Origin of the sequence: Kribbella shirazensis (assembly GCF_011761605.1) — a bacterium.
Taxonomy (GTDB): Bacteria; Actinomycetota; Actinomycetes; order Propionibacteriales; family Kribbellaceae; genus Kribbella; species Kribbella shirazensis.
Genome location: NZ_JAASRO010000001.1, coordinates 5,337,103 through 5,360,576, shown reverse-complemented (window position 1 = coordinate 5,360,576; position 23,474 = coordinate 5,337,103). Strand labels below are relative to the sequence as shown.

The 23,474-nt window shown below is 70.5% G+C and carries 19 protein-coding genes; 12 read left to right on the top strand and 7 right to left on the bottom strand.

Annotated elements, in window-relative coordinates:
- The first annotated feature begins 3 nt into the window (after positions 1 to 3).
- The 9 genes from BJY22_RS25880 to BJY22_RS25840 all read left to right on the top strand — a co-directional run bounded on the left by BJY22_RS25880 (position 4) and on the right by BJY22_RS25840 (position 12,432).
- On the top strand, positions 4 to 2,949 hold the full coding sequence (locus tag BJY22_RS25880; protein WP_238350460.1) for a DEAD/DEAH box helicase: 2,946 nt from the start codon (positions 4 to 6) through the stop codon (positions 2,947 to 2,949).
- The gene (locus BJY22_RS25875; protein ID WP_167211294.1) at positions 2,949 to 4,109 is read left to right on the top strand and encodes an SWIM zinc finger family protein; all 1,161 of its coding nucleotides are present in this window, start codon (positions 2,949 to 2,951) and stop codon (positions 4,107 to 4,109) included. Before BJY22_RS25880 ends, BJY22_RS25875 begins: the two co-directional genes overlap by 1 nt.
- A gap of 208 nt (positions 4,110 to 4,317) precedes the next feature.
- Positions 4,318 to 4,818 (top strand): GNAT family N-acetyltransferase, encoded by a 501-nt coding sequence (locus BJY22_RS25870; RefSeq protein WP_167211291.1) that lies wholly within the window; start codon positions 4,318 to 4,320, stop codon positions 4,816 to 4,818.
- Positions 4,819 to 5,198: 380 nt separating this feature from the next.
- Positions 5,199 to 6,896 carry an ABC transporter substrate-binding protein gene (locus BJY22_RS25865; protein ID WP_167211288.1) on the top strand — a complete coding sequence of 566 codons (1,698 nt, stop codon included), beginning with the start codon at positions 5,199 to 5,201 and terminating at the stop codon, positions 6,894 to 6,896.
- Complete coding sequence (locus BJY22_RS25860) at positions 6,893 to 7,846, top strand: ABC transporter permease subunit (protein ID WP_167211285.1); 954 nt, start codon at positions 6,893 to 6,895, stop codon at positions 7,844 to 7,846. The genes BJY22_RS25865 and BJY22_RS25860 overlap by 4 nt, the downstream gene beginning before the upstream one ends.
- Positions 7,846 to 8,736 (top strand): ABC transporter permease, encoded by an 891-nt coding sequence (locus BJY22_RS25855; RefSeq protein ID WP_167211282.1) that lies wholly within the window; start codon positions 7,846 to 7,848, stop codon positions 8,734 to 8,736. Before BJY22_RS25860 ends, BJY22_RS25855 begins: the two co-directional genes overlap by 1 nt.
- On the top strand, positions 8,733 to 9,701 hold the full coding sequence (locus tag BJY22_RS25850) for an ABC transporter ATP-binding protein (RefSeq protein WP_167211279.1): 969 nt from the start codon (positions 8,733 to 8,735) through the stop codon (positions 9,699 to 9,701). Before BJY22_RS25855 ends, BJY22_RS25850 begins: the two co-directional genes overlap by 4 nt.
- A complete protein-coding gene (locus tag BJY22_RS25845) occupies positions 9,701 to 10,678 on the top strand; it encodes an ABC transporter ATP-binding protein (protein WP_167211276.1) in 978 nt (325 codons plus the stop codon). Before BJY22_RS25850 ends, BJY22_RS25845 begins: the two co-directional genes overlap by 1 nt.
- Positions 10,675 to 12,432 carry a gamma-glutamyltransferase family protein gene (locus tag BJY22_RS25840; RefSeq protein ID WP_167211273.1) on the top strand — a complete coding sequence of 586 codons (1,758 nt, stop codon included), beginning with the start codon at positions 10,675 to 10,677 and terminating at the stop codon, positions 12,430 to 12,432. The genes BJY22_RS25845 and BJY22_RS25840 overlap by 4 nt, the downstream gene beginning before the upstream one ends.
- Here BJY22_RS25840 and BJY22_RS25835 read toward each other — a convergent pair.
- Complete coding sequence (locus tag BJY22_RS25835; RefSeq protein ID WP_167211269.1) at positions 12,429 to 13,106, bottom strand: FCD domain-containing protein; 678 nt, start codon at positions 13,104 to 13,106, stop codon at positions 12,429 to 12,431. The two genes, BJY22_RS25840 and BJY22_RS25835, sit on opposite strands and share 4 nt — an antisense overlap.
- Before the next feature lie 127 nt (positions 13,107 to 13,233).
- Here BJY22_RS25835 and BJY22_RS25830 point away from each other — a divergent pair, with 127 nt between their 5' ends.
- On the top strand, positions 13,234 to 14,094 hold the full coding sequence (locus tag BJY22_RS25830; RefSeq protein ID WP_167211265.1) for a GNAT family N-acetyltransferase: 861 nt from the start codon (positions 13,234 to 13,236) through the stop codon (positions 14,092 to 14,094).
- Here BJY22_RS25830 and BJY22_RS25825 read toward each other — a convergent pair.
- Positions 14,089 to 14,610 carry an RNA methyltransferase gene (locus BJY22_RS25825; RefSeq protein WP_167211262.1) on the bottom strand — a complete coding sequence of 174 codons (522 nt, stop codon included), beginning with the start codon at positions 14,608 to 14,610 and terminating at the stop codon, positions 14,089 to 14,091. The two genes, BJY22_RS25830 and BJY22_RS25825, sit on opposite strands and share 6 nt — an antisense overlap.
- A gap of 98 nt (positions 14,611 to 14,708) precedes the next feature.
- Positions 14,709 to 16,475 (bottom strand): M1 family metallopeptidase, encoded by a 1,767-nt coding sequence (locus BJY22_RS25820; protein WP_167211259.1) that lies wholly within the window; start codon positions 16,473 to 16,475, stop codon positions 14,709 to 14,711.
- Between the two features lie 163 nt (positions 16,476 to 16,638).
- On the opposite strand from BJY22_RS25820, the gene BJY22_RS25815 reads away from it, so the two are divergent.
- The gene (locus BJY22_RS25815; RefSeq protein WP_167211256.1) at positions 16,639 to 18,210 is read left to right on the top strand and encodes an adenylate/guanylate cyclase domain-containing protein; all 1,572 of its coding nucleotides are present in this window, start codon (positions 16,639 to 16,641) and stop codon (positions 18,208 to 18,210) included.
- On the opposite strand, the gene BJY22_RS25810 is transcribed toward BJY22_RS25815, so the two are convergent.
- The 3 genes from BJY22_RS25810 to BJY22_RS25800 are packed head-to-tail and all read right to left on the bottom strand — an operon-like array spanning position 18,158 to position 20,432.
- Positions 18,158 to 18,895, bottom strand: coding sequence for a TioE family transcriptional regulator (locus BJY22_RS25810; RefSeq protein ID WP_167211253.1), 738 nt, complete (start codon positions 18,893 to 18,895; stop codon positions 18,158 to 18,160). The two genes, BJY22_RS25815 and BJY22_RS25810, sit on opposite strands and share 53 nt — an antisense overlap.
- Before the next feature lie 3 nt (positions 18,896 to 18,898).
- A complete protein-coding gene (locus BJY22_RS25805; RefSeq protein ID WP_167211250.1) occupies positions 18,899 to 19,633 on the bottom strand; it encodes an SDR family oxidoreductase in 735 nt (244 codons plus the stop codon).
- A 13-nt stretch (positions 19,634 to 19,646) separates the two neighbouring features.
- A complete protein-coding gene (locus BJY22_RS25800) occupies positions 19,647 to 20,432 on the bottom strand; it encodes a GNAT family N-acetyltransferase (protein ID WP_337759057.1) in 786 nt (261 codons plus the stop codon).
- Between the two features lie 103 nt (positions 20,433 to 20,535).
- Between BJY22_RS25800 and BJY22_RS25795 the strand changes: the two genes are divergently transcribed.
- Complete coding sequence (locus tag BJY22_RS25795; protein WP_167211244.1) at positions 20,536 to 21,321, top strand: ArsR/SmtB family transcription factor; 786 nt, start codon at positions 20,536 to 20,538, stop codon at positions 21,319 to 21,321.
- Positions 21,322 to 21,329: 8 nt separating this feature from the next.
- On the opposite strand, the gene BJY22_RS25790 is transcribed toward BJY22_RS25795, so the two are convergent.
- Positions 21,330 to 23,450, bottom strand: a complete 2,121-nt coding sequence (locus BJY22_RS25790; RefSeq protein WP_167211241.1) for a RecQ family ATP-dependent DNA helicase — start codon at positions 23,448 to 23,450, stop codon at positions 21,330 to 21,332.
- Positions 23,451 to 23,474 lie beyond the last annotated feature (24 nt).

The following is a 23,474-nucleotide window of genomic DNA, read 5'->3' as shown; positions in this document are numbered from 1 at the left end:
GGGTTGCAGGGCACGGGGCACGAGCTGTCCGGATACGCGGTCGTCTTCCGCCCGGCCGATCCACCACGCGCAGGCCGGGTCGCGTTCTGGGACCCGGCCGGCGGGCCACTCCCCCTCGGAGTCGGCGATCAGGTCGACCTCGACCTGATCCTCGGCGACCCATCCACCGACCAACCGGGTGCGCAGCAGGTCGCCGCCTCCACGGCAGCGTCTCGGGCCGAGGCCCAGTCGACCGCAGCTCAGTCGACCGCAGCTCAGTCGACCGCGGCTCGGTCGGCTGACGGGGTGCGGGTGCGCCGCGTTCGCGGGGTTGAGATGGCAGTTGCGGATGCTGTTCCGGTGCTTGGGCGGATGCGTCGGGCGGCGGAGTCGCATCCGTCGGCCGCCTTTTGGGGCGGGGCCTCGCTGGTGGCGCTCCAGCTGGTTGCTCGCGGCAAGCTCCTGCCCGGGGTCAGCCCGGACGGCCACGACGCCTGGCGGGTCGGCCCGCTGGACCCCGCCGACGTCACCGGCATCCTCGACCTCGCCGAAGCCATGCCGCCGACCGCTCGCGCGCTGCCTCTCGCAGGACCACACCAGCCCGGTGACGAACTGCGGATGCCGGTGGCCGAGGACCTGCTGCGGGAGTTCCTGGACGCGGTGGCCGACGGTATGCCTCGGTCCCCGGCCGCGGCGAAGGCTCACCGGACCAACCTCTTCACCGCCGCCGCGCCGCAGCGCGCCGACCGTCTACGGACCTGGGCCGACGAGGTGTCCGCGGGTCTGGACACCGGCGTCCGCATCTCGCTGCGGATCGAACTCGCCGACTCGCTCGCCCTCAGCGCCGTAGTGCAACTACACAGTCTGAAGGATCCGACCCTGGTCCGGGACGCGTACGACGTCTGGACCGACGACGTCCCCGGCTTCGGACCGCGCGCCCGCCTCGACGCGACCCTCGCGATCCGCCGCGCGGCCCGCGTCTGGTCGCCGCTCGGACAGCTCCTCGACTCCGCCGTACCGAGCCGCATGGACCTGTCGGACGAGGAAGTCGCCGGACTGCTCGCCGGCGCGGCCCAGCGACTCGCGGCCGCCGGAGTCGAGCTGCACTGGCCGCGGAGTCTCGGGCGTGCCCTGACCGCCCGCGCGGCGATCACCACAGCCGACGGGCCGCCGAGCGACCTCCCCAGCTTCTTCCAGGGCGACAAGACCCTCGACTTCCGGTGGCAGGTCGCCGTCGGCGACGACCCGCTGACCGAAGCGGAGTTGGACCAGCTCGCCGAAGCGACCCGCCCAGTGGTCCGGCTCCGCGACCAGTGGATGCTCATCGATCCCGAGCTCGCCCGCAAGGCCCGCGAACGGATCCTCAAACCCGTCACCGCGATCGACGCCCTCGGCGCGGCCCTCACCGGCACGACCGAGATCGACGGCCGGCAGGTCACCGTCACGCCGGCCAAGTGGCTCGACGACCTCCGCGCCCGGATCGCCGACCCCGACCGCGCCGACGAGCCGATCGAGGCCCCACCCGGCCTGCAGGCCACGCTCCGCGACTACCAGCTGCGCGGCCTGCGCTGGCTCTCCCGGATGACCTCGCTCGGCCTCGGCGGCTGCCTCGCCGACGACATGGGTCTCGGCAAGACGATCACGCTCATCTCCCTCCACCTGCACCGCCAGCAGTCCGAAGACACGGCCGGTCCGACCCTGGTCGTCTGCCCGGCGTCGCTGCTCGGCAACTGGGAGCGTGAGGTCCAGCGCTTCGCGCCTGGCACACCGGTCCGGCGCTTCCACGGCACGTCCCGTTCGCTCGACGAAGCACAGGACGGCTTCGTGCTCACGACGTACGGCACGCTTCGCCGCGACGCAGTACGACTGGCTGATCATCCGTGGGCGCTCGTGGTGGCCGACGAGGCGCAGCACGTGAAGAACCCGTCGTCCGGTACGGCGAAGGCGCTGCGGACCGTGCCGTCGAAGGCGCGGGTCGCGCTCACCGGTACGCCGGTCGAGAACAACCTCTCCGAGTTGTGGGCGATCCTCGACTGGACCACGCCGGGGCTGCTCGGACGGCTCGGAACGTTCCGGAGCCAGTGGGCGGCACCGATCGAGGCGGACAAGGACGAGGAGGTCGCGGCCCGGCTCGCGAAACTCGTCCGCCCGTTCCTGCTCCGGCGGAAGAAGTCCGATCCAGGCATCGCACCCGAGCTGCCGCCGAAGACCGAGACTGATCAGCCGGTCTCGCTCACCCGCGAGCAGGTGGTGTTGTACGAGGCGACGGTCCGTGAGCTCATGGCGGAGGTCCGCTCGAGCGACCGGATGGCGCGTCGCGGGCTGATCGTGAAGCTGCTCACCGGCCTCAAACAGATCTGCAACCATCCCGCGCAGTACCTGAAGGAGCCCGACGACGCCCGGCTCACCGGCCGCTCGGGCAAGCTCGAGCTGCTCGACGAGCTCCTCGACACGATCGTCGCCGAGGACGGCGCGGTGCTGGTGTTCACGCAGTACGTCGCGATGGCCCGCCTGCTCGAACGGCACCTGGCCGAGCACGGCATCCCCACCCAGCTGCTGCACGGCGGTACGCCGGTCGCCCAGCGCGAGGCGATGGTCGACCGGTTCCAGGCCGGCGAGGTGCCGGTCTTCCTCCTGTCCCTCAAGGCGGCCGGGACCGGGCTCAACCTGACCCGGGCCGACCACGTCGTGCACTACGACCGCTGGTGGAATCCGGCCGTCGAGGACCAGGCGACCGACCGTGCCTACCGGATCGGGCAGACCCGGCCGGTGCAGGTGCACCGATTGATTGCCGAAGGCACCATCGAGGACCGGATCGCCGCGATGCTCAGCAGCAAACGCGAGCTCGCCGAAGCGGTCCTGACCGGTGGCGAGGCAGCGCTCACCGAGCTCTCCGACACCGAGCTCGCGGACCTCGTCGAGCTCCGTGGCGGTACGGCGACCCTGAGCAGCTCCACCGGAGGTGCGTGATGAGTGACGCGCAAGGGTTCCCGGCGTTCGCGGCGCAGCGGCGGAGTACGCGCGGCCGGTCGTGGTGGGCCCAGGCGTGGGTGCAGGCGCTGGAAGACACGTCACTGGACGCCGACCAGCTCCGCAGGGGCCGGCGGTACGCGAACTCGGGCCAGGTCGGCACGATCACGATCAGTCCTGGCCGGATCGCGGCGACCGTCTACTCCCCCGAGGACACCTACGAGTCCGTCGTCCGGGTCGACGAGCTGAGTGAGGACGACTGGCGGCGGTTCCACGAGCAGGTGGCCGCGCGCGCCGGTCACATCGCTGCGCTGCTGGACGGCGAGATGCCGCACGACCTGGTCGAGGCCGCTTCGGACGCGGGCGTCGCCTTGCTCCCCGGCATCGGCGACCTCGACCCGAGTTGCACGTGCGACGCGTGGGAGCTCCCCTGCCAGCATGCGGCCGCCCTCTGCTACCAGGTCGCCTGGCTGCTCGACGCCGACCCGTTCGTCCTGCTCCTCCTCCGCGGACGCACCCGCGAGGCGCTTCTCGACGAGCTGCAGGCCTCGTCGTCTCGCCCCGTTGAAACCGGAGTCTCCGTCGCCGACGTACTTGCCGGCGCGCCCGGCCAGTTGCCCGACCCGCCGGAGCTGCCCGCGAAGGTCAGCCTCGACGAGCTGGCGATTGTGGGTATCGAACCACCCGACGGCCTCGGGCCTCAGGTTCTTCAGCTGCTGGTACTCGACGCCGCCCGCCGGGCGCGTTCGATGCTGAACGCGCTGCTGCACAGCACAACCGAGCCACTGCCGCTCGACGACTGGCAGGACACCGTGCGCCTGGCGACCGACTTCCCCGAACTCGTCGCCCGGCTGACCGAGTCGGCCGGCCGGGACCTTGCCCCCGGCATCCAAGCCTGGCGGTACGGCGGCGCGCCCGGTCTCGACGTACTGGAGCACACCTGGACGCCGGACGCCGCCGAGCTCAACCGTGCTCGGACGGAGCTCCTTGCGGCGGACGAGGACCTGACTGTCACCACGTCGGCCAACCGGTTGACGATCGGCTCCGACACTCAGCTCCGCCTGGATCGGCATGGTCGCTGGCATCCGTACCGGCTCGTCGACGACACCTGGATCCCGGCAGGCCCGCCGTCCAAGGATCCGCTCGTCGTCGAGTGGTAGGAGTCGTCAGGACTACGTGACAGGACGCATCGCGAGGCCCTCGGTGCCGGCCCGCAAATCTGGATGATTGACGCCTCACACCCGGCTACAGTTGGCCGGGACTTCGGAGGAGGAGGTGAGTTGATGACCGCGCCATGCCGCGCTGCCGCGTGCCCGGCAGCGAATCCGGTCATCCAACTCACCCGCTGAACCTCCGAAAGGGACCACGTTGTCCATCACCTGGAACACCCGTGTCGAGAGTCCGTCCGACATCGAACCGCTCCGCGACATCACCCGTGACGCCTTCGGCCGCCAGTTCGAAGTGGACTACCTCGACGCACTCCGAGCGGACCCGGTTGCCTGGATCCCCGGCCTGACGTTTGTGGCGACCACGGCCGACGACGAGCCGATCGCGTACGCGCTCCTCACCCACTGTCACGTCGGCGACGTACCGGTCCTGTCACTCGGCCCGGTCGCTGTGCTCCCGGCGTACCAGCGGCAAGGAGCCGGCGGGGCAGCCGTCCGGGCCGCGTTGGCGGCGGCACATGAGCGCGACGAGCCTGCTGCCGTTGTCCTCGGGCACGCGGAGTACTACCCGCGGTTCGGCTTCCGGCAGGCCACTGGATTCGGCATCCACCATCCGGAGTACGACGGCCCGAATCTGATGGCGCTGGCCCTCGGCCACCACGCCATACCGGCCGGGGACCTGACCTACCCGTTCACCGCCTGACCCCGACCCAGGGCGCACAACTGGCCCACTCAACTGGAGGGTTGCCCCCTGAAACTTTCAGGGGGCAACCCTCCACATCAGGGGATGCCCACCGACCTGGAGGGTTCGCCAGCGCGGGCGAGTGGGGTGCAAGGGCGGAGCGGGGCCGGAGGGCGGGCGTGCGGGGCCGGAGGGCGGCGTGCGGGGCCGGAGGGCGGCGTGCGGGGCCGGAGGGCGGCGTGCGGGGGTGGCCGGCGGCCCGTGGGGTCGCGGCGTTGAACGTTCCAGGTGGATGTACGGGAGAGGTCGTAAAAGGTTCAGTCAAACTCGCCGAATCACTTGCGCACCGGCCTTGTATACATGAAACAGTCGACAAGAACCCGCCTACTCAGGAGCACGCGATGACTCGTCGACTTGCACTGAACCGTTTCATTCCGAGGACCCGCCGCCGGAGCGTGGTGGGGTACGGCGCCGCGGTCGCCGTGCTGGCCGTCACCGGAATGATCTCGACCGCCTGCTCGCCGGTCGAGCCCGCCGGCAGCGACGACCCCACGAGTGGCGGCCAGTCGTCAGCCGGGCAGGACGTGTTCGGCGAGCCGGCCGACGCGGCCCAGGTGAAACCGGGCGGCACGCTGACGGTCGCGCTCTCCGCCGACCCCGACAAGCTCGACCCGACCCTGTCCCGCAGCCTGTACTCGCGGTACGTCTTCCACACGATGTGCGAGAAGCTGTACGACCTCGGGCCGGACGCCAAGGTGGTCCCGCAACTGGCGACCGCGCTGCCGACGATCTCGTCCGACGGACTCAGCCTGACGATCCCGCTCAAGCAGGGCGCGAAGTTCGCCGACGGCGGCGCGTTCGACGCGAACGCGGTGAAGACCTCCCTGAACCGGCACCTCACACTGGCCGGCTCCGCCCGCAAGAGCGAGCTCGGCCCGATCACCGCGATCGAGACCCCGGACCCGAAGACCGTGGTCATCAAGCTCTCCAAGCCGTTCGCCCCGCTGACCGCCGCGCTCGCCGACCGCGCCGGCATGGTGCTCAGCCCGGCCGCGGTCGCGAAGCTCGGCGCGAACTTCTCGTCCGCGCCGGTCTGCGTCGGCCCGTTCAAGTTCGCCAGCCGCGTCGCCCAGAACTCGATCAAGGTCGTCAAGGACCCGCAGTACTACGACGCGGCGAAGGTGCATCTCGACAGCATCGAGTACCGGATCATCACCGACTCGAGCATCCGGTCGGCGAACCTGAAGTCCGGTGACGCCCAGGTCGCGGACTCGCTGTCCTCGCAGGACGCGCCGACGCTGCAGAAGGACGACAGCGTGAGCGTGCTGCAGTCGCAGTCGCTCGGGTACCAGGGACTGACGATCAACATCGGCAACGCGAACGGTGTCGGCACTCCGCACAAGCAACTCGACACCCCGATCGCCAAGGATCCGAAGGTGCGGCAGGCGCTGGCGCTGTCCATCGATCGCGAAGCGCTGGTGAAGTCGATCTTCAACGGCCTCAACACCGTGGCCTGCTCGCCGGTGTCGCCGAAGAGCGAGTTCTCGTCCGACGCCGCGCAGGTGTGCCCGCCGCACGATCCCGCGAAGGCCAAGCAGTTGCTGTCCGAGGCTGGCGTGAGTACGCCGTACAAGGTCGAGATGATCACGTCGAACAACCCCGACAGCCTCCGGCTCGCGCAGGCGCTGCAGGGCATGGTGAAGGAGGGCGGGTTCGAGCTCGTGATCAAGCCGGTCGAGTACGCCGCGCTGCTGGATCAGCAGGACCGTGGTGACTTCGAGTTGCTGCAGCTCGGGTGGTCCGGCCGGGTCGACCCGGACGCGAACATCTACAACTTCATCGGCAGCACCGGCAGCCAGAACGTGTCGGGCTACAGCAACCCGGAGGTCGACAAGCTGCTCACCGACGCCCGCCAGGCCACCGACAAGGCCGAGCGCGTCAAGCTGTACGGCGACGTGGTCAGCAAGCTGCAGCAGGACGACCCGATCATCTACATGTACCGCCAGCGCAACCTGACCGGCGTCTCCAAGAAGCTCCTCGGCATCCAGGTGTACCCGGACGGCGTGATCCGGACGGCCTTCGCAGGATTCGCCAAGTGAGGCGGTACCTGCTCAATCGGGTGTGGCAGTCGGCGGTGACGCTCGTGCTCGCGACGATCGTGGTGTTCGCCGGCGTGCGGGCGTTGCCGGGTGATCCGGCGCTGGCACTGGCCGGTGAGGACCGGGATCCGGAGTCGCTCAGGGCGATCCGGGAGCAGTACGGGCTCGATCAGTCGTGGCTCGTGCAGTTCTGGCAGTTCGTGAGCCATGCGGCGCGCGGCGACCTCGGGCAGTCGATCCGGACCGGTACGCCGGTGCGGTCGATGATCGCGAGCGCGTTGCCGGTGACGATCGAGCTGTCGGTGCTCGCGATCCTGATCGCCAGTGTGATCGGCGTCGGCGCGGGTGTGGTGGCCGCGGTACGGCGGGGACGCCCGGCCGAATGGGCCGCGAACGCGCTCGCGCTGCTCGGTCTGTCCGTCCCGCACTTCTGGCTCGGCCTGATGGCGATCCTCTACCTGTCCGTTGCCCTGGGCCTCTTCCCGGCGTCGGGATTCGTCCCGTTCTTCACCGACCCGGTGGCCAACCTGCACCACCTCGTCCTGCCGGCCGTGATCCTCGGCACCGGTCTGGCCGCCGTGATCATGCGCCAGACCAGGTCGTCGATGCTGGACGCGCTGTCCGCCGACTACATCCGTACGGCGGAAGCGAAAGGCCTCCCGCCCAAGGCCGTTGTCGGGAAGCATGCCCTGCGCAACAGTCTGATCGTGGTCGTCACGGTCGTCGGCCTCCAGCTCGGCGCGCTGATCTCCGGCGCCGTGGTGACCGAGCGGATCTTCGCCCTGCCCGGTTTCGGCAAGCTCACCGTCGACGCCGTCTTCCAGCGCGACTACCCGGTCATCCAGGCCGTCGTCCTGGTCACCGCGACGGCGTACATCGTCATCAACCTGCTGGTCGACCTGCTGTACTCGGTCATCGACCCGCGGATCCGCGTGCGAGGTGAAGCCTGATGGCCGTACCGGAGGCAGTCGCGGGCGCCGTGCCGACCGCGCCGCTGCGCAGCAACCGCCGCCGGGTGGTGCGCCGGATCCTGCACAACCCGCTGGCGCTCACCGGACTCGCCGTCCTCCTGGTCGCCGTCGTCCTCGCGGTCTTCGCCACCTGGCTCGCGCCGTACGAGCCGACCCAGAACCACCTGGACCGCGCGTTCTCGCCACCGGGAACGCCCGGGCATCTGCTCGGCACCGACGACCTCGGCCGGGACGTGCTGTCGCGGATCATGTTCGGCCTCCGCGCGTCCCTGCACGTCGGTGTCCTCGCCGTCGCGTTCTCGCTCGCGGTCGGCGTACCGCTCGGGCTGATCGCGGGGTACTTCCGGACCGTCGACGCGCTCATCTCCCGGTTCACCGACCTGGTGCTGGCGTTCCCGTTCCTGATCCTCGCCGTCGGGCTGGCCGCGATCCGCGGCGCGAGCCTCGGCAACGCGGCGATCGCGATCGGCATCGCCCAGATCCCCGGCATGATCCGGATCGTCCGGTCCGAGACACTCCGGATCAAGTCCCTCGACTTCGTCGCCGCCGCGGTCGTCGAGGGCGCCGGCGACGCCTGGGTCCTCGGCCGGCACATCTTCCCGAACGCCGGGTCCGCGATCATCGTCCAGGCGACCGTGGGAATCCCGGCCGCGATCCTCGGCGAGGCCGTGCTGTCCTTCCTCGGCCTCGGCATCCAGCCGCCCGCGCCGAGCCTCGGCACGATGCTCGCCGACGCCCAGCAGTTCGCGTCCCGGGCGCCGTGGGCCGCCGTGATGCCCGGTGTCGCGATCATGCTGCTCACGCTGGCGTTCAACATCGTCGGCGACAGCCTCCGCGACGCCCTCGACCCGAAGGCGAGCCGCCGATGAAGCCTGTACTCGTGATGAAGGATCTGTCCGTCACGTTCCGGACCGAGGACGGGCCGTTGTCCGCGGTCGACCGGGTCAGCCTCGAGGTCGGGGACGGCGAGGTGCTCGCGGTGGTCGGCGAGTCCGGCTGCGGCAAGAGCGTCACCGCGATGAGCATCGCCGGTCTGCTCCCCCGGACCGCGACCGTCACCGGTTCGGTCGAGCTCGACGGCACCGAGCTGGTCGGCGCGGACAAGCGGACGCTGCGCTCGATCCGCGGCCGGGAGGTCGCGTACATCTTCCAGGAGCCGATGACCTCGCTGAACCCGGTCTTCACCGTCGGCCACCAGATCAGCGAGGTACTGCGCACGCACGTCGGCCTCGACCGGCAGGCAGCGCGCGCCCGCGCGATCGAGCTCCTCAAGCTCGTCGGCATCCCGTCCGCCGAACGCCGCGTCGGCGACTACCCGCACCAGCTGTCCGGCGGGATGCGGCAACGCGTCATGATCGCGATGGCGGTCGCCTGCGATCCGAAGGTCCTGATCGCCGACGAGCCGACCACTGCCCTCGACGTGACGATCCAGGCCGGCATTCTCGACGTACTGCGGGAACTGCGCGAACGGCTCGGGACGAGCATCGTGCTGATCACGCACGACCTCGGTGTCGTCGCCGACCTCGCCGACCGGGTGGCCGTGATGTACGCCGGACGCGTGGTGGAGACCGCCGAGGTCCACGACCTGTTCGCGCGCCCGCAGCACCCGTACACGAACGGACTGCTCGGCGCCTCCCCCGCCGCCGGCCGCCACGCGCAGTCCCAGCGCCTGAACGAGATCCCGGGCCTGGTCCCCGTTCTGACCGAGCAACCCGACGCCTGCACGTTCGCCGACCGCTGCCCGCGGGCGATCGACATCTGTACGTCGTCCCAGCCCCAGCTCACCGACGACGCCCATCGCGTGGCGTGCTGGAATGCCAAGGTGGAGGTTTGATGGACGCGCTCGAAGTCGAAGACCTGGTCATGCACTTCGGGCCGGTCCGTGCCGTCGACGGGGTCACGCTGCGGATCCGTGAAGGCACCGTCGTCGCCCTGGTCGGTGAGAGCGGCTCCGGGAAGTCGACCGTCGGCCGCTGCATCGTGAGGCTCCTGGAGCCGACCGCGGGAACCGTGCGCCTCGCGGGCGCCGACATCACGCACCTGAACCGCCGCCGGCTCCGGCCGCATCGCCGCGACGTCTCCATCGTCTTCCAGGACCCCGCCGGATCGCTCGACCCGCGGCTGTCGGTCGGCGACATCGTCGGTGAACCCCTCCGCCTGATGCGCCGCAAGGACATCCCAGCGAAGGTCACCGAAGCGCTCCGCCGGGTCGGTCTCCGCCCCGAGGTCGCCCACCGCGCCCCGCACGAACTGTCCGGCGGACAGCGGCAGCGGGTCAGCATCGCCCGCGCTTTGATCTCCGAGCCACGGCTGCTCGTCGCGGACGAGCCGACCAGCGCGCTCGACGTGTCCGTGCAGGCATCCGTCCTCAACCTGCTGGCCGATCTGCAACGTGACCTCGGATTCGCGTGCCTGTTCATCACGCACGACCTGTCAGCGGTCGAGTACCTCGCCGACGAGGTCGCGGTGATGTACCTCGGTCAGCTCGTCGAGCAAGGCCCGCGGGAACGGATCTTCGGACAGCCGGCCCACCCGTACACCCAGGCCCTGCTGTCCGCGGCGCCCGTACCCGACCCCGCCGAGCAGCGCGCCCGCCGGCCGGTCCTGCTCGGCGACGACCTGCCGTCGGCCATCGACCCGCCGCCCGGCTGCCGCTTCCACACCCGATGCCCGGTCGCTGTGGACACATGCCGGACAGTCGTGCCGGAGCGGCGCACGATCGGCGAAGGTGGACATCAGGTGGCCTGCCATCTCGTGAACGACGACGGAACCGGACCAGACGTACGACCAACTGAGGGAGTTACTCGATGACGTTCACCACCCGGCCCACCTTGCGCGGCACGTTCGGGATGGTTTCGTCCACGCACTGGCTGGCGTCGCAGTCGGCCATGCGGATCCTGGAGCTGGGCGGCAACGCGTTCGACGCGGGCGCCGCGGCCGGGTTCGTACTCCATGTGGTCGAGCCGCACCTCAACGGCCCGGGTGGTGAGGTACCGGCGATCATCGCGACCGCCGACGACCCCACGCCGCGCGTGCTGTGCGGTCAGGGCGTGGCTCCGGCCGGTGCGACCATCGAGCACTACCGCTCCCTCGGCCTCTCGCTGGTTCCGGGTTCGGGCCCGCTGGCGGCGACAGTTCCCGGTGCCGTCGACGCGTGGCTGCTCCTGCTGCGCGACCACGGCACGCTGCCTCTGAGCGTCGTGCTCGAGCCGGCCATCGACTACGCGCGCAACGGTCACCCGCTGGTGCCGCGGATCGCGGACACGATCGCGACGGTGCAGGAGCTCTTCGAGAAGCACTGGCCGACGTCGGCCGCGGTCTGGCTCAAGGACCGGCGGCCCGTGACCGGCCGGTTCAGCAACGAGGCGTACGCCGCGACGCTCGAGAAGCTCGTTCGCGAGGGCGAGGCGGCCGGCGCGGATCGGCAGGCGCAGCTCGAGCAGGCGCGGAAGACCTGGCGAGAAGGGTTCGTCGCCGAGGCGATCGACAAGTTCTCACGGCTCCCGCACCGCGATTCGAGCGGCGAGGACCACGGCGGTCTGATCACCGGCGACGACATGGCGGCGTTCCAGGCGAGTTGGGAGGACGCGGCGACGTACGACTGGAACGGGTACACGGTCGCGAAGACCGGCCCGTGGGGTCAGGGGCCCGGACTGCTGCAGTCTCTCGCCGTACTCGCGACCCTCGGCGACGTCGACCTGGACAGCGCGGACGGTGTGCACACGACGGTCGAGGTGATGAAGCTGTCGTACGCCGACCGCGAGGCCTGGTACGGCGACAGCGCCGACGTACCGCTCGACACACTGCTCTCCCCCACCTACGCCGCGGATCGCGCCAAGCTGATCGGACCGGACGCATCGCTCGAACTCCGCCCGGGAAGCCCCGACGGCCGCCCTCCCGTCCTCCCCTCGATTGCCACCGGCAACGAAACGGGTGACGCGACCACCGGTGAGCCGACGGTGTCTCCGGTCGGCGAGACGCGCGGCGACACCTGTCATGTCGACGTGGTCGATCGCTGGGGCAACATGATCTCCGCGACGCCGAGCGGCGGCTGGTTGCAGTCGTCGCCGACCATCCCCGAGCTCGGGTTCTGCCTCGGCAGCCGCGCGCAGATGTTCTGGCTCGAGGAGGGTCTACCGGCCTCGCTCGCGCCGGGAAGGCGACCGCGGACCACCCTGACGCCGACACTGGTCCTGCGCGACGGCGAGCCGGTGATGGCCTGTGGGTCACCAGGTGGCGACCAGCAGGACCAGTGGCAGCTGCTGTTCCTGCTTCGGCATCTCGGCGCCGGGATGGACCTGCAGGAGGCGATCGACGCGCCGGCGTGGCACACCACCGGGTTCCCGTCGTCGTTCTACCCGCGGACGACGGATCCGGGCGGTCTGGTGCTGGAGAGCCGGCTCGGGAAGGACATCCGTGACGAGCTGGTACGCCGTGGACACGTCGTCACCGAGTCCGATCCGTGGAGCCTCGGCCGGCTGTGCGCCGTACGGAAGGAGGCCGACGGTGTCCTCGCCGCGGCCGCCAACCCCCGGGGTATGCAGGGCTACGCGGTCGGGCGCTAGCCGAGGGCTGCCTTCGCCGCGGCCTCGACGTGGAGGCGGGCGGCGGTGCTCGCGGCCTCGGCGTCGCCCGCTTCGATGGCGTCGACCAGGCGCACGTGCTCCTCGGAGGAGTGCGGCGCCCGCTGGGCGGCGCCGACACGGAAGACCCAGTGCACGTGGTGGTACATCGCGGCCGAGATCGAGTGCAGCCAGCGGTTCCCGCTGACCTCGATCACGGCCCGGTGGAACGCGCTGTTCAGCTCGGCGACACGGTCGAAGTCCTGCGCCGCCGTCGCCGTGTTGGCCTCGTCGATCAGCGTGCGCAGCGATGCGATCCCCGCGGGTGTCGCCCGTTCCGCGGCCAGCCCGGCGGCGAGCGTCTCGAGCTGCTGCCGTACGGCGAACAGGTCGCGGACCGCGGTCTCGTCCAGGGTCGCGACGACCGCACCACGCCGCGGCAGGATATGGACGAAGCCCTCCGCCTCGACCACGCGGAGTGCTTCCCGGACCGGATTCCGTGACACACCGAAGTCGTCCGCGAGACGCGTCTCGGTCAGCCGCTCCCCTTCGCGGTACTCGCCGTCCACGATCCGCCGGCGCAGCTCCTCGAGGACCTGCTCCCGCAGCGCGACATGGTCGGCGCCGATCGTGCGGACGACCTGTTCACCGCCGGCATCGCCGTCGAGCTGCTGCACACCTGGCTCCTCTCCCCGTTCGCCTCTCCCCGTGTGCGCGCCACGGTAGCCGATCGGCCTGCCCGGAGCACCCGATCCGGCCCAGCTGATCGGTACGACTGATCCGGTGCCGCGTTATGTTGACGACTTGAGCATCAGACTGATCCCACTGACCGATCCCGACTACCGGCCGCTCAGCCGGCGGATCGCCTGGCTCGCCGCGCAGGGCGACGGTACGCCGGTCGGTTCCGCGTTCCTGCGGCTGGACAGCCGCAAGACCCACGCGCATCTGGCCGAGTTCGAGCTGAACGTGCATCCGGCCGAGCGGGGCCGCGGGATCGGGACGCAGCTGCTCGGCGCGGTCGTCGCCGGGGCGCGCGACCACGACGTGCGCACCGTGATCACCGACGTCGACGTCGACTCCGCCGGCGACCGGTTCCTCCAGCACCACGGTTTCGCGATCGGCATGAGACTCATCTACGCACGGCTGGACCTGGCGCAGCCCACGACCGCCGTACCGGAGGTCCCGGGGTACCGGCTGGTGTGCTGGGAGGGCGTCGTACCGGACGACCTGGTGCAGTCGTTCACCGATGCCCGGGCGGGGATGAACGACGCGCCGTCGGGGACGATCACGACCGGCGTGGACGCCTGGGACGTCGAGCGAAGCCGGTACGCCGCGCGGGTCATCGAGCAACGCGGCGATCACCTGCTGGTCGTCGCGGCGATGGACCGCCCCGGGCACATCGTCGGCTTCACCGAGGTTGTCGTCCCGGGCGACGGGAAGGGCGACGCGCAGCTCTACGGCACCGCCGTCCTCCCCGAGCACCGCGGCCGCGGTCTCGCGTTGTGGATGAAGGCCGCGCAGATCCAGCAGACCCGGCGGCGCTTCCCCGACCTCGACGGCCTCCTCACCGACACGGTCGACACGAACGCGGCGATGCGCCGTACCAACGACCGCCTCGGGTACGTGCCGCAGTACCAGATCCACCGCCGCAAGCTGGACCTATAGCAGCCCGGCCAGCCGGTACAGCACCAGTGAACCCGCGACGGCCACGTTCAGGCTGGCGCCGGTCCCGATCATCGGGATCTCGACCACGACGTCGAGCTCGTCGACTGCCTCGGGCGGGATGCCGGTGCGTTCGTGCCCGAGGACGGCGATCGTCCGGTTCCGGGCCGGCGGCAGGTCGGCCAGCCGGATCGCCTCGTCCGCGAGCTCGACCCCGACCACCGTCGTGTCCGGTCTGCTGCGCTGATCGATCAGCCAGCGCACCGGATCGTGCCCGGTCCAGTGCACGCAGGTGCGCCGCCGCAACGTGTTGCCCTTGGCAAGCGCGTCCGGCACCCAGGGCAGCTTCGGTACGGCGAGACAGGCGCCGACCGCGTCACACGTACGGAGCAGCGTCCCGAGATTCACGTCGTACAGCGGCCAGAGCGGCGCGATCAGCAGATGGTCCCAGCACGCGTGGGACTTGCGGCGGCGTTGGTGCTTGAGGTCCTTGCGGCTCCGCACCCGGATCCCGCTCATCGAGCAGCGGGATCGATCCTCCCGTCAGGAATTCGCGTCATCATGCCGTCCAGTCTACGTGCGCGAGGATCTACTGGCCGAGATCTACTGGCCGGGATCTACTGGCCGAGGATCTTCTGGACCGCGGCCGTGGTGATCGGGTGGTAGCCGGGGCGGGCCTTCGTGAAGACCTCGGTGGCGAAGGCGCGGTCCGTGCCGGCCAGCGCGCGGTACACCGGGAGGACGAGCTTCATCCGCCCGACCTTGGTCAGGAACTCGGCCAGCTCGGCGTACGACGCCTCGTAGCTGCTCGCGGCAACGATCTGGTACCACCGCCGCGCGATCTCGCCGTTCGCCGTACCGGTGAGGCCGAACGCGCGGTCCAGCTGCTGCAGCAGCACCGGGCTCAGTACGTCGGGCGCCGCGTCGAGGAACCGCAGCCACTCCTGCGTCGTCCACCGCTCCGCGCCGTGCGGCAGCTCACCCGTCGTCAGCCACAGGTTCCGCGCCTCGTCCACGACCTCGAACCGCGCCGACACCGCCCGCTCCGCGAACGCCGGGATGCCCGGTTCGTACAGCCACGCGGCCAGCTCGTCCTCGCTCACCACGCCCGGATGCGGTGCGATCAGGTGCGCCCGCAGATGGTCGACGAAGTCGTCGGTGTTGATGCTGCGGAACGCGAACCGGTCGAAGTACCCGCGCAGGAACGGGCCGAAGATCTCGCGCGTGAACCGCTCCTCCAGCCAGGACAGGAACCACGAGCCCTTGAGCGGCCCGGTCGACGTCGTCCCGTGGTACTCGGACCGGTGGTGCAGGCCGGGCAGCTCCACCGCGAGCTCTGCCGGCGTCAGCGGGTCCAGCTTCACCACCGTCGCGTGCTGCTTGATCGCGGTCTCCATCAGCGCGAACTCGGTCCCGTAGACGGCCTCGACGATCCGGTTCTCGACGTACGACGTGAAGCCCTCGTTGAGCCAGATGTCGTCCCAGCTGTCCTGCGTGACCAGGTTGCCGGACCAGCTGTGCGCGAGTTCGTGCGCGATCACGCTGACGAGCGACTTGTCACCGATCACCACGGTCGGGGTCGCGAACGTCATCCGCGGGTTCTCCATCCCGCCGTACGGGAACGACGGCGGCAGCACCAGCAGGTCGTAGCGACCCCAGCGGTACGGGCCGAAGAGCTCCTCGGTGACCCGCATCATCTCCTCGGTGTCGGAGAACTCGCTCGCCGCCTGCCGCACGGTCGCGGGCTCGGCCCACACACCGGAGCGCTCGCCCAGCGGCTCGAACACCAGGTCGCCGGCCGCGATCGCCAGCAGGTACGACGGGATCGGCTCGGGCATCACCACGTCGTACGAGCCGGTACGGCGTGACGTCGTACCGTTGTCGGCGCTCATCAGCACCATCAGCTCCGGAGGCGCCGTGACGTGCGCGGCGTAGCTGAACCGCACGCTCGGGGTGTCCTGCACCGGAACCCAGCTGCGGGCGTGGATCGCCTGCGACTGGCTGAACATGAACGGCATCACGCCACCGGCCGTCATCGCCGGCTCCAGCCACTGCAGACCGGTCGCGGTCGGCGCGGTCCGGTAGCTCACCTTCACCCGCGGGTGCGCCGACGTGCGGATCGTCAGCGCGGAGCCGAGCTCCGGGTCGGAAACTGCGAGGCTGTACTCCAGCGGCTCCCAGCCGTCGGCCGTCTGTCCCTCGACCCCCAGCACGGTCAGGTCCCGGGTGTCGAGAACGAGCCGGTCACCCGCACCGGTCCAGGCGAGCGTGTGCGTGGCGCTGCCGGACAGCACCTGCTCGTCGAAGTCGAGCGCGAGGTCGAGCGCGAGGTGGGTGGTCCGAACCAGGCCCGGCTCGGCGTAGGAGTGGCGATCGTGCGTCAAGGAAGGCTCCCGGATGAGGCGTCCGGGGAACAGTACCCACGCGGGAGCCGGATCGGGCGGCCAATCTGAGCCAACCGCACCACCGTGCCAAAACCCACGTTCGGTGCCCACCGGGCGGACGGGTGGGCGGACCAACGGGTACGCCACCGGGCAGACTAGGCGTATGACGATCCAGCGGACGTCCCAGGGGAATCCGGAGCTGGTGCTGAAACGGCGGCCCTTCGGATCGTGGCTGCTCGGGCCCGCCGACCAGAGTCCGCGGCGGCTGCGGGTCAGGCTGCAGCTCCTGATGACGACGTTCTCGATCGGCACCAACCTGATCGGCGCGCTGGTGGTGTTCGTCCTCGCGGTCTTCGTGCTGCCCGGCCCGCCGCTGGTCGATCGGCTGCAACTGTTCGACGCGATCGCGATCCCGGCGTACTTCCTGGTGGCGATGACGATCGGCTGTGTCTGGAGCACCCGGCTGACGCGGCGGGTGACCCGCTGGATCGACCTCGGGCGGCCCGCGAGCCGCCGCGAGCAGATCGCCACGCTGCAGCTTCCGTTGCGACTCACCCTGATCGAGGTCCTGCTGTGGCTCGGCGCGGCCGTGCTGTTCACCGTGATGACGCTCGTGCTGCAGCCGGAGAACGCCCTGCGCGTCGCGCTCACGGTGATCGACGGCATGATCATCACCTGCTCGGTCTCGTATCTGCTCACCGAGTTCGCGGTCCGGCCGGTCGCGGCGCGGGCGCTGGTGGACTCGCCGCCTCCGAGGCGACTGCTCGCGGCCGGGCTGAAGGCACGGACAGTGTTCTTCTGGGCGGTCGGCTCCGGCGTCCCGGTGGCCGGGCTGATGCTGGCCGCACTACTGGCGCTGATCGAGGGTGACGTCACCGCGACGCGGTTGTCGATCGTGATCCTTGCCCTGGGCATCGTGGCGCTCGGCAACGGCTGCCTGCTCACCTGGCTGTCCGCGAAGTCCGTGGTGGCGCCGGTCCGGTCGGTACGCAACGCGCTGAGCCTGATCGGCGACGGACGGCTGGACGTGAGTATCCCGGTCTTCGACGGCACCGAGCTCGGGTCGTTGCAGGCCGGGTTCAACCGGATGGCGGAGGGGCTGCGCGAGCGGGAACGGATCCGCGACGTGTTCGGGCGGTACGTCGGACCGGGCGTGGTCCGCGAGGCGTTGAACAGCGACCGCCTCGGCGGGGAGGAGCGGTTCGCCGCGGTGCTGTTCGTCGATCTGGTCGGTTCGACCGCGCTGGCGGCGCAGCGGCCGCCGACCGAGGTCGTGCAGCTGCTCAACCAGTTCTTCGCGCTCGTGGTCGCCGAGGTGGACCGGCAGGGCGGGTTCGTGAACAAGTTCGCCGGGGATGCCGCGCTGGCGATCTTCGGGGCGCCGGCCGAGCTGCCGGATCCGGCCGGCAGCGCGCTGGCCGCCGGGCGGGAGCTGGCCCGGCGGCTCGCCGACGAGTTGCCGGAGGCAACCGCCGGGATCGGCGTCACGGCCGGCATCGTGGTGGCCGGCACGGTCGGCGACGTACGGCGGCACGAGTACACCGTGATCGGCGATCCGGTGAACGAGGCGGCGCGGCTGAGTGAGCTCGCGAAGACCGCGCCGGGGCGGCTGATGGCGTCGATGGCAGCGGTCGAGGAGGCGACACCGGCCGAATCGGAGCGGTGGCAGCAGAGCGACCTGGTTACGGTGCGGGGGCGGTCGGTGCCGACTCGCCTGGCCGTTCCCCAGCTGTGATCAGTTCGTGCAGCATCGCGGCGCCGTACAGCATCGCCTTGGTCTGGCGGTCGTGGGCGGCGCGACGTTCGGCGATCGCGGTGCGGAGCGCCTCCGTGCTGCCGGTTCGGCGGAGGCCGTCGAGAACCGGCTTGATCTGCTCGAAGTAGTACCGGCCCTGCCGCAGCATGTGGATGATCCGCGCGTCGCGGACCTCCTCGGGACCGTAGCGGCGGTACTTCGTACCCGGTTCACGCGTCGGTTTCAGCAGGCCGGCGGATTCCCACACGCGGAGCGCCGACGGGCGGATGCCGAGGCGGTGGGCCAGCTCGCCAACCAGCAGGGACGGGCCGTTGACCGGCTGCTCGTCGACGTACTCCGCGGCGAGCGCGGCCAGCGCCTCACTGGCGGCATCCGTTGCGAGGCGCTGCTCGTGGAGCACGGCGTGGGCGGCGTCCACCAGCCTGTACGCGAGCGCCTCGTCGCCGTTGTGGACGGCACGCATGATCTCGGTGGCGGTCTCCGCGCCGAAACCAGGCGCGAGCGCACGGTACGTCAGCAGGGCCGCCACATGTTCCGCCCCGTACTGCCGGTAGCCCGTCGCGGAGCGTGGCGCCGGCGGCAGAATCCCGTCCGCCTCGTAGTTGCGGACCAACTGCGTCGACACTCCCGCGCGCCGCGCGAGGTCTACCGGCCTCAGTCCCATGCGTCAGCGGCCGCCGGAGACGTCGACCGTCGTACCGGTCATGTACGACGAACGGTCCGAGGCCAGGAAGGCGATCACCTCCGCGACCTCCTCCGCCTTCCCGGGACGGGCCAGCGGCGGCGTCGTCCCGAGGCGGTCGAGGCGGCCCGGCTCGTGGATGCCGGTCTCGATCAACCCCGGCCGCACGCCCAGTACGCGGACGCCTTCCTTCGCGACCTCGTTCGCGAGACCGGTTGTCAGCGCGTCGACGGCCGCCTTGCTCGCCGCGTAGTCGACGTACTCACCCGCGGATCCGAGCACCGCGGCACGAGACGAGACGTTGACGATCACGCCACCGTTCCCGCCGTACGCCGTGGACATCCGCCGGACCGCGGCGCCGGCGACCAGGAACGCGCTGATCGAATTGACCCGGAACACCCGGTCGAGGCGTTCGGCGTCGTACTCCGCGACGCGGCCGGACGGCGAGACCACGCCGGCATTGTTGATCACGGCACCGATCGGCCCGAGCTCGGCCGTGACGGTGTCGAAGAGGCGCTCGATCTGGTCGGGCTCGACGACGTCCGCCTGGACCGCGATCGCCCTCCGGCCGCGCTCCTCGCAGGCCTTCACGACCCGGGCGGCCTCGTCGGCCTGCGTCCGGAAGTTCACACCGACGTTCCAGCCGTCCGCGGCGAGCGCGACCGCCGCGGCCGCGCCGATCCCACGACTGCCACCGGTGACCAGCACAACCCGACTCATGCGCGCCAGTCTGTCACGCGGGCGGGCGGCTGATCCCGACCTGGGTCTCCGAGTCGGTGAAGCCCACCGACCGGTAGACCCGGATCGCCAGGTAGTCCGGGTCTGCCACCATCACCAGCTTGCGCGCTTTGGTCAGCCCGTACGTCGACGCGTGGTGCACCAGCGTCCCGGCCAGGCCGCGGCCGCGGTCTTCCGGTGAGGTCTGCACGTTCTGGAAACGGCCCAGCCCGGTGCCGTCGAAGATCAGCCCGAGCGAGCTCTGCAGCCGGCCCCCGTCGAACGCGCCGAACCACTTGCCGTGCCCGGAGTCCACCACGTCCCGCTTCGCGGCCAGCTTGCGCCGGGTGAACTCCTTGTAGTCGTCGTCGACCGTCACGGCCGAACACGCCAGGCTCTGCTCGTACAGCTGCTCCCAGTCGTCGTCGCTGGTCAGGAACCGGTACGTCGCCTGCTCGTTCGGGCGCGGCGGCGGGACGACCCGGTCCGCGGTCATCACCACGTTGGGCTCGATCTCGAGCCCGGCCGCGGTCAGCTCGTCCGCGGCACCCGCGTCTCCGTCGGTGCTGTCGATGCCGAACGCAACATGTTTCGCGTCCGGGAACTCCCGGCGGAAGTCGTCCATCCGGAGCTTGGTGTCGCCCGGCGCGAACGGCGTCCGGTAGAGCAGGAAGTTGCCCCACCAGAATCCGGGGTTCTGCGGCGTCCGGACGACGACGTACTCGCCGGTGTCGCGGAACACGCTGCCGCCGAGCTCGAGCAGCAACAGGTCGGTGCGGAAGCCGAGGCTGGTGATCTCCACCCAGCCATCCTCACCCATCCGTCAATCGGGTTTGACGTGCAGCCAAACGGCTGCCTATTCTGATCATGCAGCCAAACGGCTGCCTTTCTGGATCGGGAGCGTGATGGAGGACGACGTGTTCCGCGCCCTCGCGGACCCCAGCCGGCGCCGCCTGCTCGACCTGCTGAACGCGCGCAACGGGCAGACGCTGCGGGAGCTGTGCGCCGAGCTGGACATGGCGCGGCAGTCGGTGAGCAAGCACCTCGCCGTGCTCGAGAGCGCGAACCTCGTCACCACCGTGTGGCGCGGCCGCGAGAAGCTGCACCACCTCAACGCGGAGCCGATCAACGCCATCGCGGATCGCTGGATCCACCAGTACGACCGTCGGCGGGTCCAGCTGTTCGCCGACCTGAAGACGGCTTTGGAGGCCGAGGACATGAGCAACGATTTCGTCTACACGACGTACATCCGGACCACGCCGGAGCGGTTGTGGCAGGCCCTGACCGACCCGGCGTTCACCAGGCAGTACTGGGGCGTGCAGCTCGAGACCGACTGGAAGCCCGGCTCGGAGATGGTGTGGCACCAGGGCGATGTCGCGATCTCCGGACCGGGGCAGGTGGTGCTCGAGCACACGCCGTACACGCGGCTGTCGTACGCCTGGCACCACATCACGCCCGAGTTCGCCAAGGAGGTCGGGCTCGACCAGGAGACGTACGACCGGACCAGCCGGGAGCCGTTGTCCACGGCAACCTTCGAGCTGGAGCCGGTGGACGACCAGGTGAAGCTCACCGTGATCCACAGCGGCTTCGAGCCCGGCAGCACGCTCCGAACCATGATCCAGGACGGCTGGCCGCAGCTGCTCGCCGACCTGAAATCCTTGCTGGAGACCGCGCCCGCCCCGGCACCCTAGCCCTCAGCTCACGGGCGTTTGTGAATGATCAACGGGAGGACCGCGGCCGCGCCGGCCTCGCGCAGTTTGGCGGCGGCCACGGTGACCGGCCATTGGGAGGACGTGGCGTCCACCAGTAGGAGCACCGTGCGGGACGCGATGGCCTGGGCTGTGGTGGCGTCGACCTCCAGGCCGTCGCGCCACACCTTCGCCTCCTCGGCGGACGAGAGGTCGTCGGTGTAGCCGGTGCGGTCGACTGTCAGCTCGGCGCGATCGAGGCGACCAACCTGGGCAACATGATCGGCGACGGCTGACGTCAGCCCGGCGAAACCGGCGGCCGCGAGTGGTACGACGACCTCCGGACGGGACGACCACGATCCGCGCCAGCGGGACAGCGCCGCAACCGCACCGGCCCGCAACGCCTCGACGGCCTCCGGCACCGGCGAACCGTTGAACGCACCCTGCAACACCTCGCGCCACTCGGGCGCGTCGGCGTACACGACGATCCGGCCCGGCTCGGCGGACAGCCCCGCCGGGATCTTCCCGCGCGGACCGAAGGCCCCGCCCGGCCACATCTTCCGCGGCTCCAGCACGTGAACCTCACCGCGCAGCAACCGCGTGATCGTCGCGACCGTCTCCGGCTCGGGCCGCGCCACCAGCGGATCCGGCAGCTCCCCCAGGCAGACCGAGCAGCGTCCGCACGGCTCCGCCGACGGATCGTCCAGCGACTCCTGGAGCAGTTGCATCAGACAACGATCACCGCGGGTGTACGCGCGCATGATGTCGGCCTCACGGCGCCGTACCGACACGATGCCGTCGTAGTGCTCGGAGTCGAACGTCCAGTCGGCGCCCGTCCGCACCCAGCCGCGCTCGACCCGGTCGACGACCCCGTCCACCGCCAGCTGCTTGAGCATCAGCTCGACCCGCGTCCGCCGCAGCCCGGTCTCCGCCTCGAGCGCGGGCACCGACGCGGGCTCGTCCGGCCCGTAACCGTCCAGAGCACGCAGCAACCGCTGCACGTTCTCCGGGACCGGGATCGTCGCCGTCGCGAAGTAGTCCCATACCCCCGAGTCCGCGTCCGACGGCAGCAGCGCCACCACGGCGTGGTCGATCCCGCGCCCGGCACGACCGACCTGCTGGTAGTACGACACCGGCGACGGCGGCGACCCGACATGCACCACGAACCCGAGATCCGGTTTGTCGTACCCCATCCCGAGCGCCGACGTCGCGATCAACGCCTTCAGCTGGTTGTCCCGCAGCGCGTCCTCCAGGCTCTCCCGCTCCCCCGCGTCCAGCTGGCCTGTGTACGCCGCGACCGGCACGTCCCGCCCGTGGACCTCCTGAACCAGCGCGGCCAGCCGTTGCGCATCCGCCACCGTCAGTGCGTACACGATCCCCGACCCGGGAAGCTTGGGCAGCACGTCGACCACCCAGGCGAAGCGATCCAGCGGCGACAGCGCGTCCACCACCGCCAGTTGCAGGCTCGATCGAGCCAGCGGACCACGCAGTACCAGCGTCGACTCGCCGAGCTGCTTCGCGACGTCCTCCGTCACGCGCGAGTTGGCCGTCGCCGTCGTCGCCAGCACCGGAGTCTTCGGGTTGAGCTTCTGCAGCACGTCGGACACGCGCCGGTAGTCCGGCCGGAAGTCGTGACCCCAGTCGGACACGGCGTGCGCCTCGTCGATGACCAGCAGACCGATCTGCCCGGCCAGCCCGTCCAGCACCCGCCGGCCGAAGCCCGGGTTCGCCAGTCGCTCCGGTGAGACGAGCAGTACGTCGACGGCGCCGGATCGCAGATCGTGCTCGATGCTCGACCAGGCGTCGATGTTGTTCGAGTTGAGCGTCGCGGCCCGCAGTCCGGCACGGCTCGCGGCGGCGACCTGGTCACGCATCAACGACAGCAGCGGCGAGACCACCAGCGTCGGACCGAACCCTTCCGCGCGGCGGATCGCCGTCGCGGCCCAGTAGACCGCCGACTTGCCCCAACCGGTCGCCTGCACCACAAGCACCCGCGCCGCCGCCTCGCACAGCGCCGCGACCGCGGTCTCCTGATCCGGCCGCAGCCGCGCGGCGTCGCCCGCGATCGCACGGATCACGTCCCCCGCGACCTTCGCGCGGTCATCGGTCAGCGTCACCATCGAGTCACCCATGCCCCCGACCCTAGACGCCCGCAC

What these genes read in the sequence shown, in the direction of transcription:
- BJY22_RS25875 (WP_167211294.1), top strand. Translation starts at nt 2,949, where the DNA reads ATGAGTGACGCGCAAGGGTTCCCGGCGTTCGCGGCGCAGCGGCGGAGT.
- BJY22_RS25865 (WP_167211288.1), top strand. Translation starts at nt 5,199, where the DNA reads ATGACTCGTCGACTTGCACTGAACCGTTTCATTCCGAGGACCCGCCGC.
- BJY22_RS25855 (WP_167211282.1), top strand. Translation starts at nt 7,846, where the DNA reads ATGGCCGTACCGGAGGCAGTCGCGGGCGCCGTGCCGACCGCGCCGCTG.
- BJY22_RS25850 (WP_167211279.1), top strand. Translation starts at nt 8,733, where the DNA reads ATGAAGCCTGTACTCGTGATGAAGGATCTGTCCGTCACGTTCCGGACC.
- BJY22_RS25845 (WP_167211276.1), top strand. Translation starts at nt 9,701, where the DNA reads ATGGACGCGCTCGAAGTCGAAGACCTGGTCATGCACTTCGGGCCGGTC.
- BJY22_RS25840 (WP_167211273.1), top strand. Translation starts at nt 10,675, where the DNA reads ATGACGTTCACCACCCGGCCCACCTTGCGCGGCACGTTCGGGATGGTT.
- BJY22_RS25825 (WP_167211262.1), bottom strand. Translation starts at nt 14,610, where the DNA reads ATGAGCGGGATCCGGGTGCGGAGCCGCAAGGACCTCAAGCACCAACGC.
- BJY22_RS25815 (WP_167211256.1), top strand. Translation starts at nt 16,639, where the DNA reads ATGACGATCCAGCGGACGTCCCAGGGGAATCCGGAGCTGGTGCTGAAA.
- BJY22_RS25810 (WP_167211253.1), bottom strand. Translation starts at nt 18,895, where the DNA reads ATGGGACTGAGGCCGGTAGACCTCGCGCGGCGCGCGGGAGTGTCGACG.
- BJY22_RS25805 (WP_167211250.1), bottom strand. Translation starts at nt 19,633, where the DNA reads ATGAGTCGGGTTGTGCTGGTCACCGGTGGCAGTCGTGGGATCGGCGCG.
- BJY22_RS25795 (WP_167211244.1), top strand. Translation starts at nt 20,536, where the DNA reads ATGGAGGACGACGTGTTCCGCGCCCTCGCGGACCCCAGCCGGCGCCGC.
- BJY22_RS25790 (WP_167211241.1), bottom strand. Translation starts at nt 23,450, where the DNA reads ATGGGTGACTCGATGGTGACGCTGACCGATGACCGCGCGAAGGTCGCG.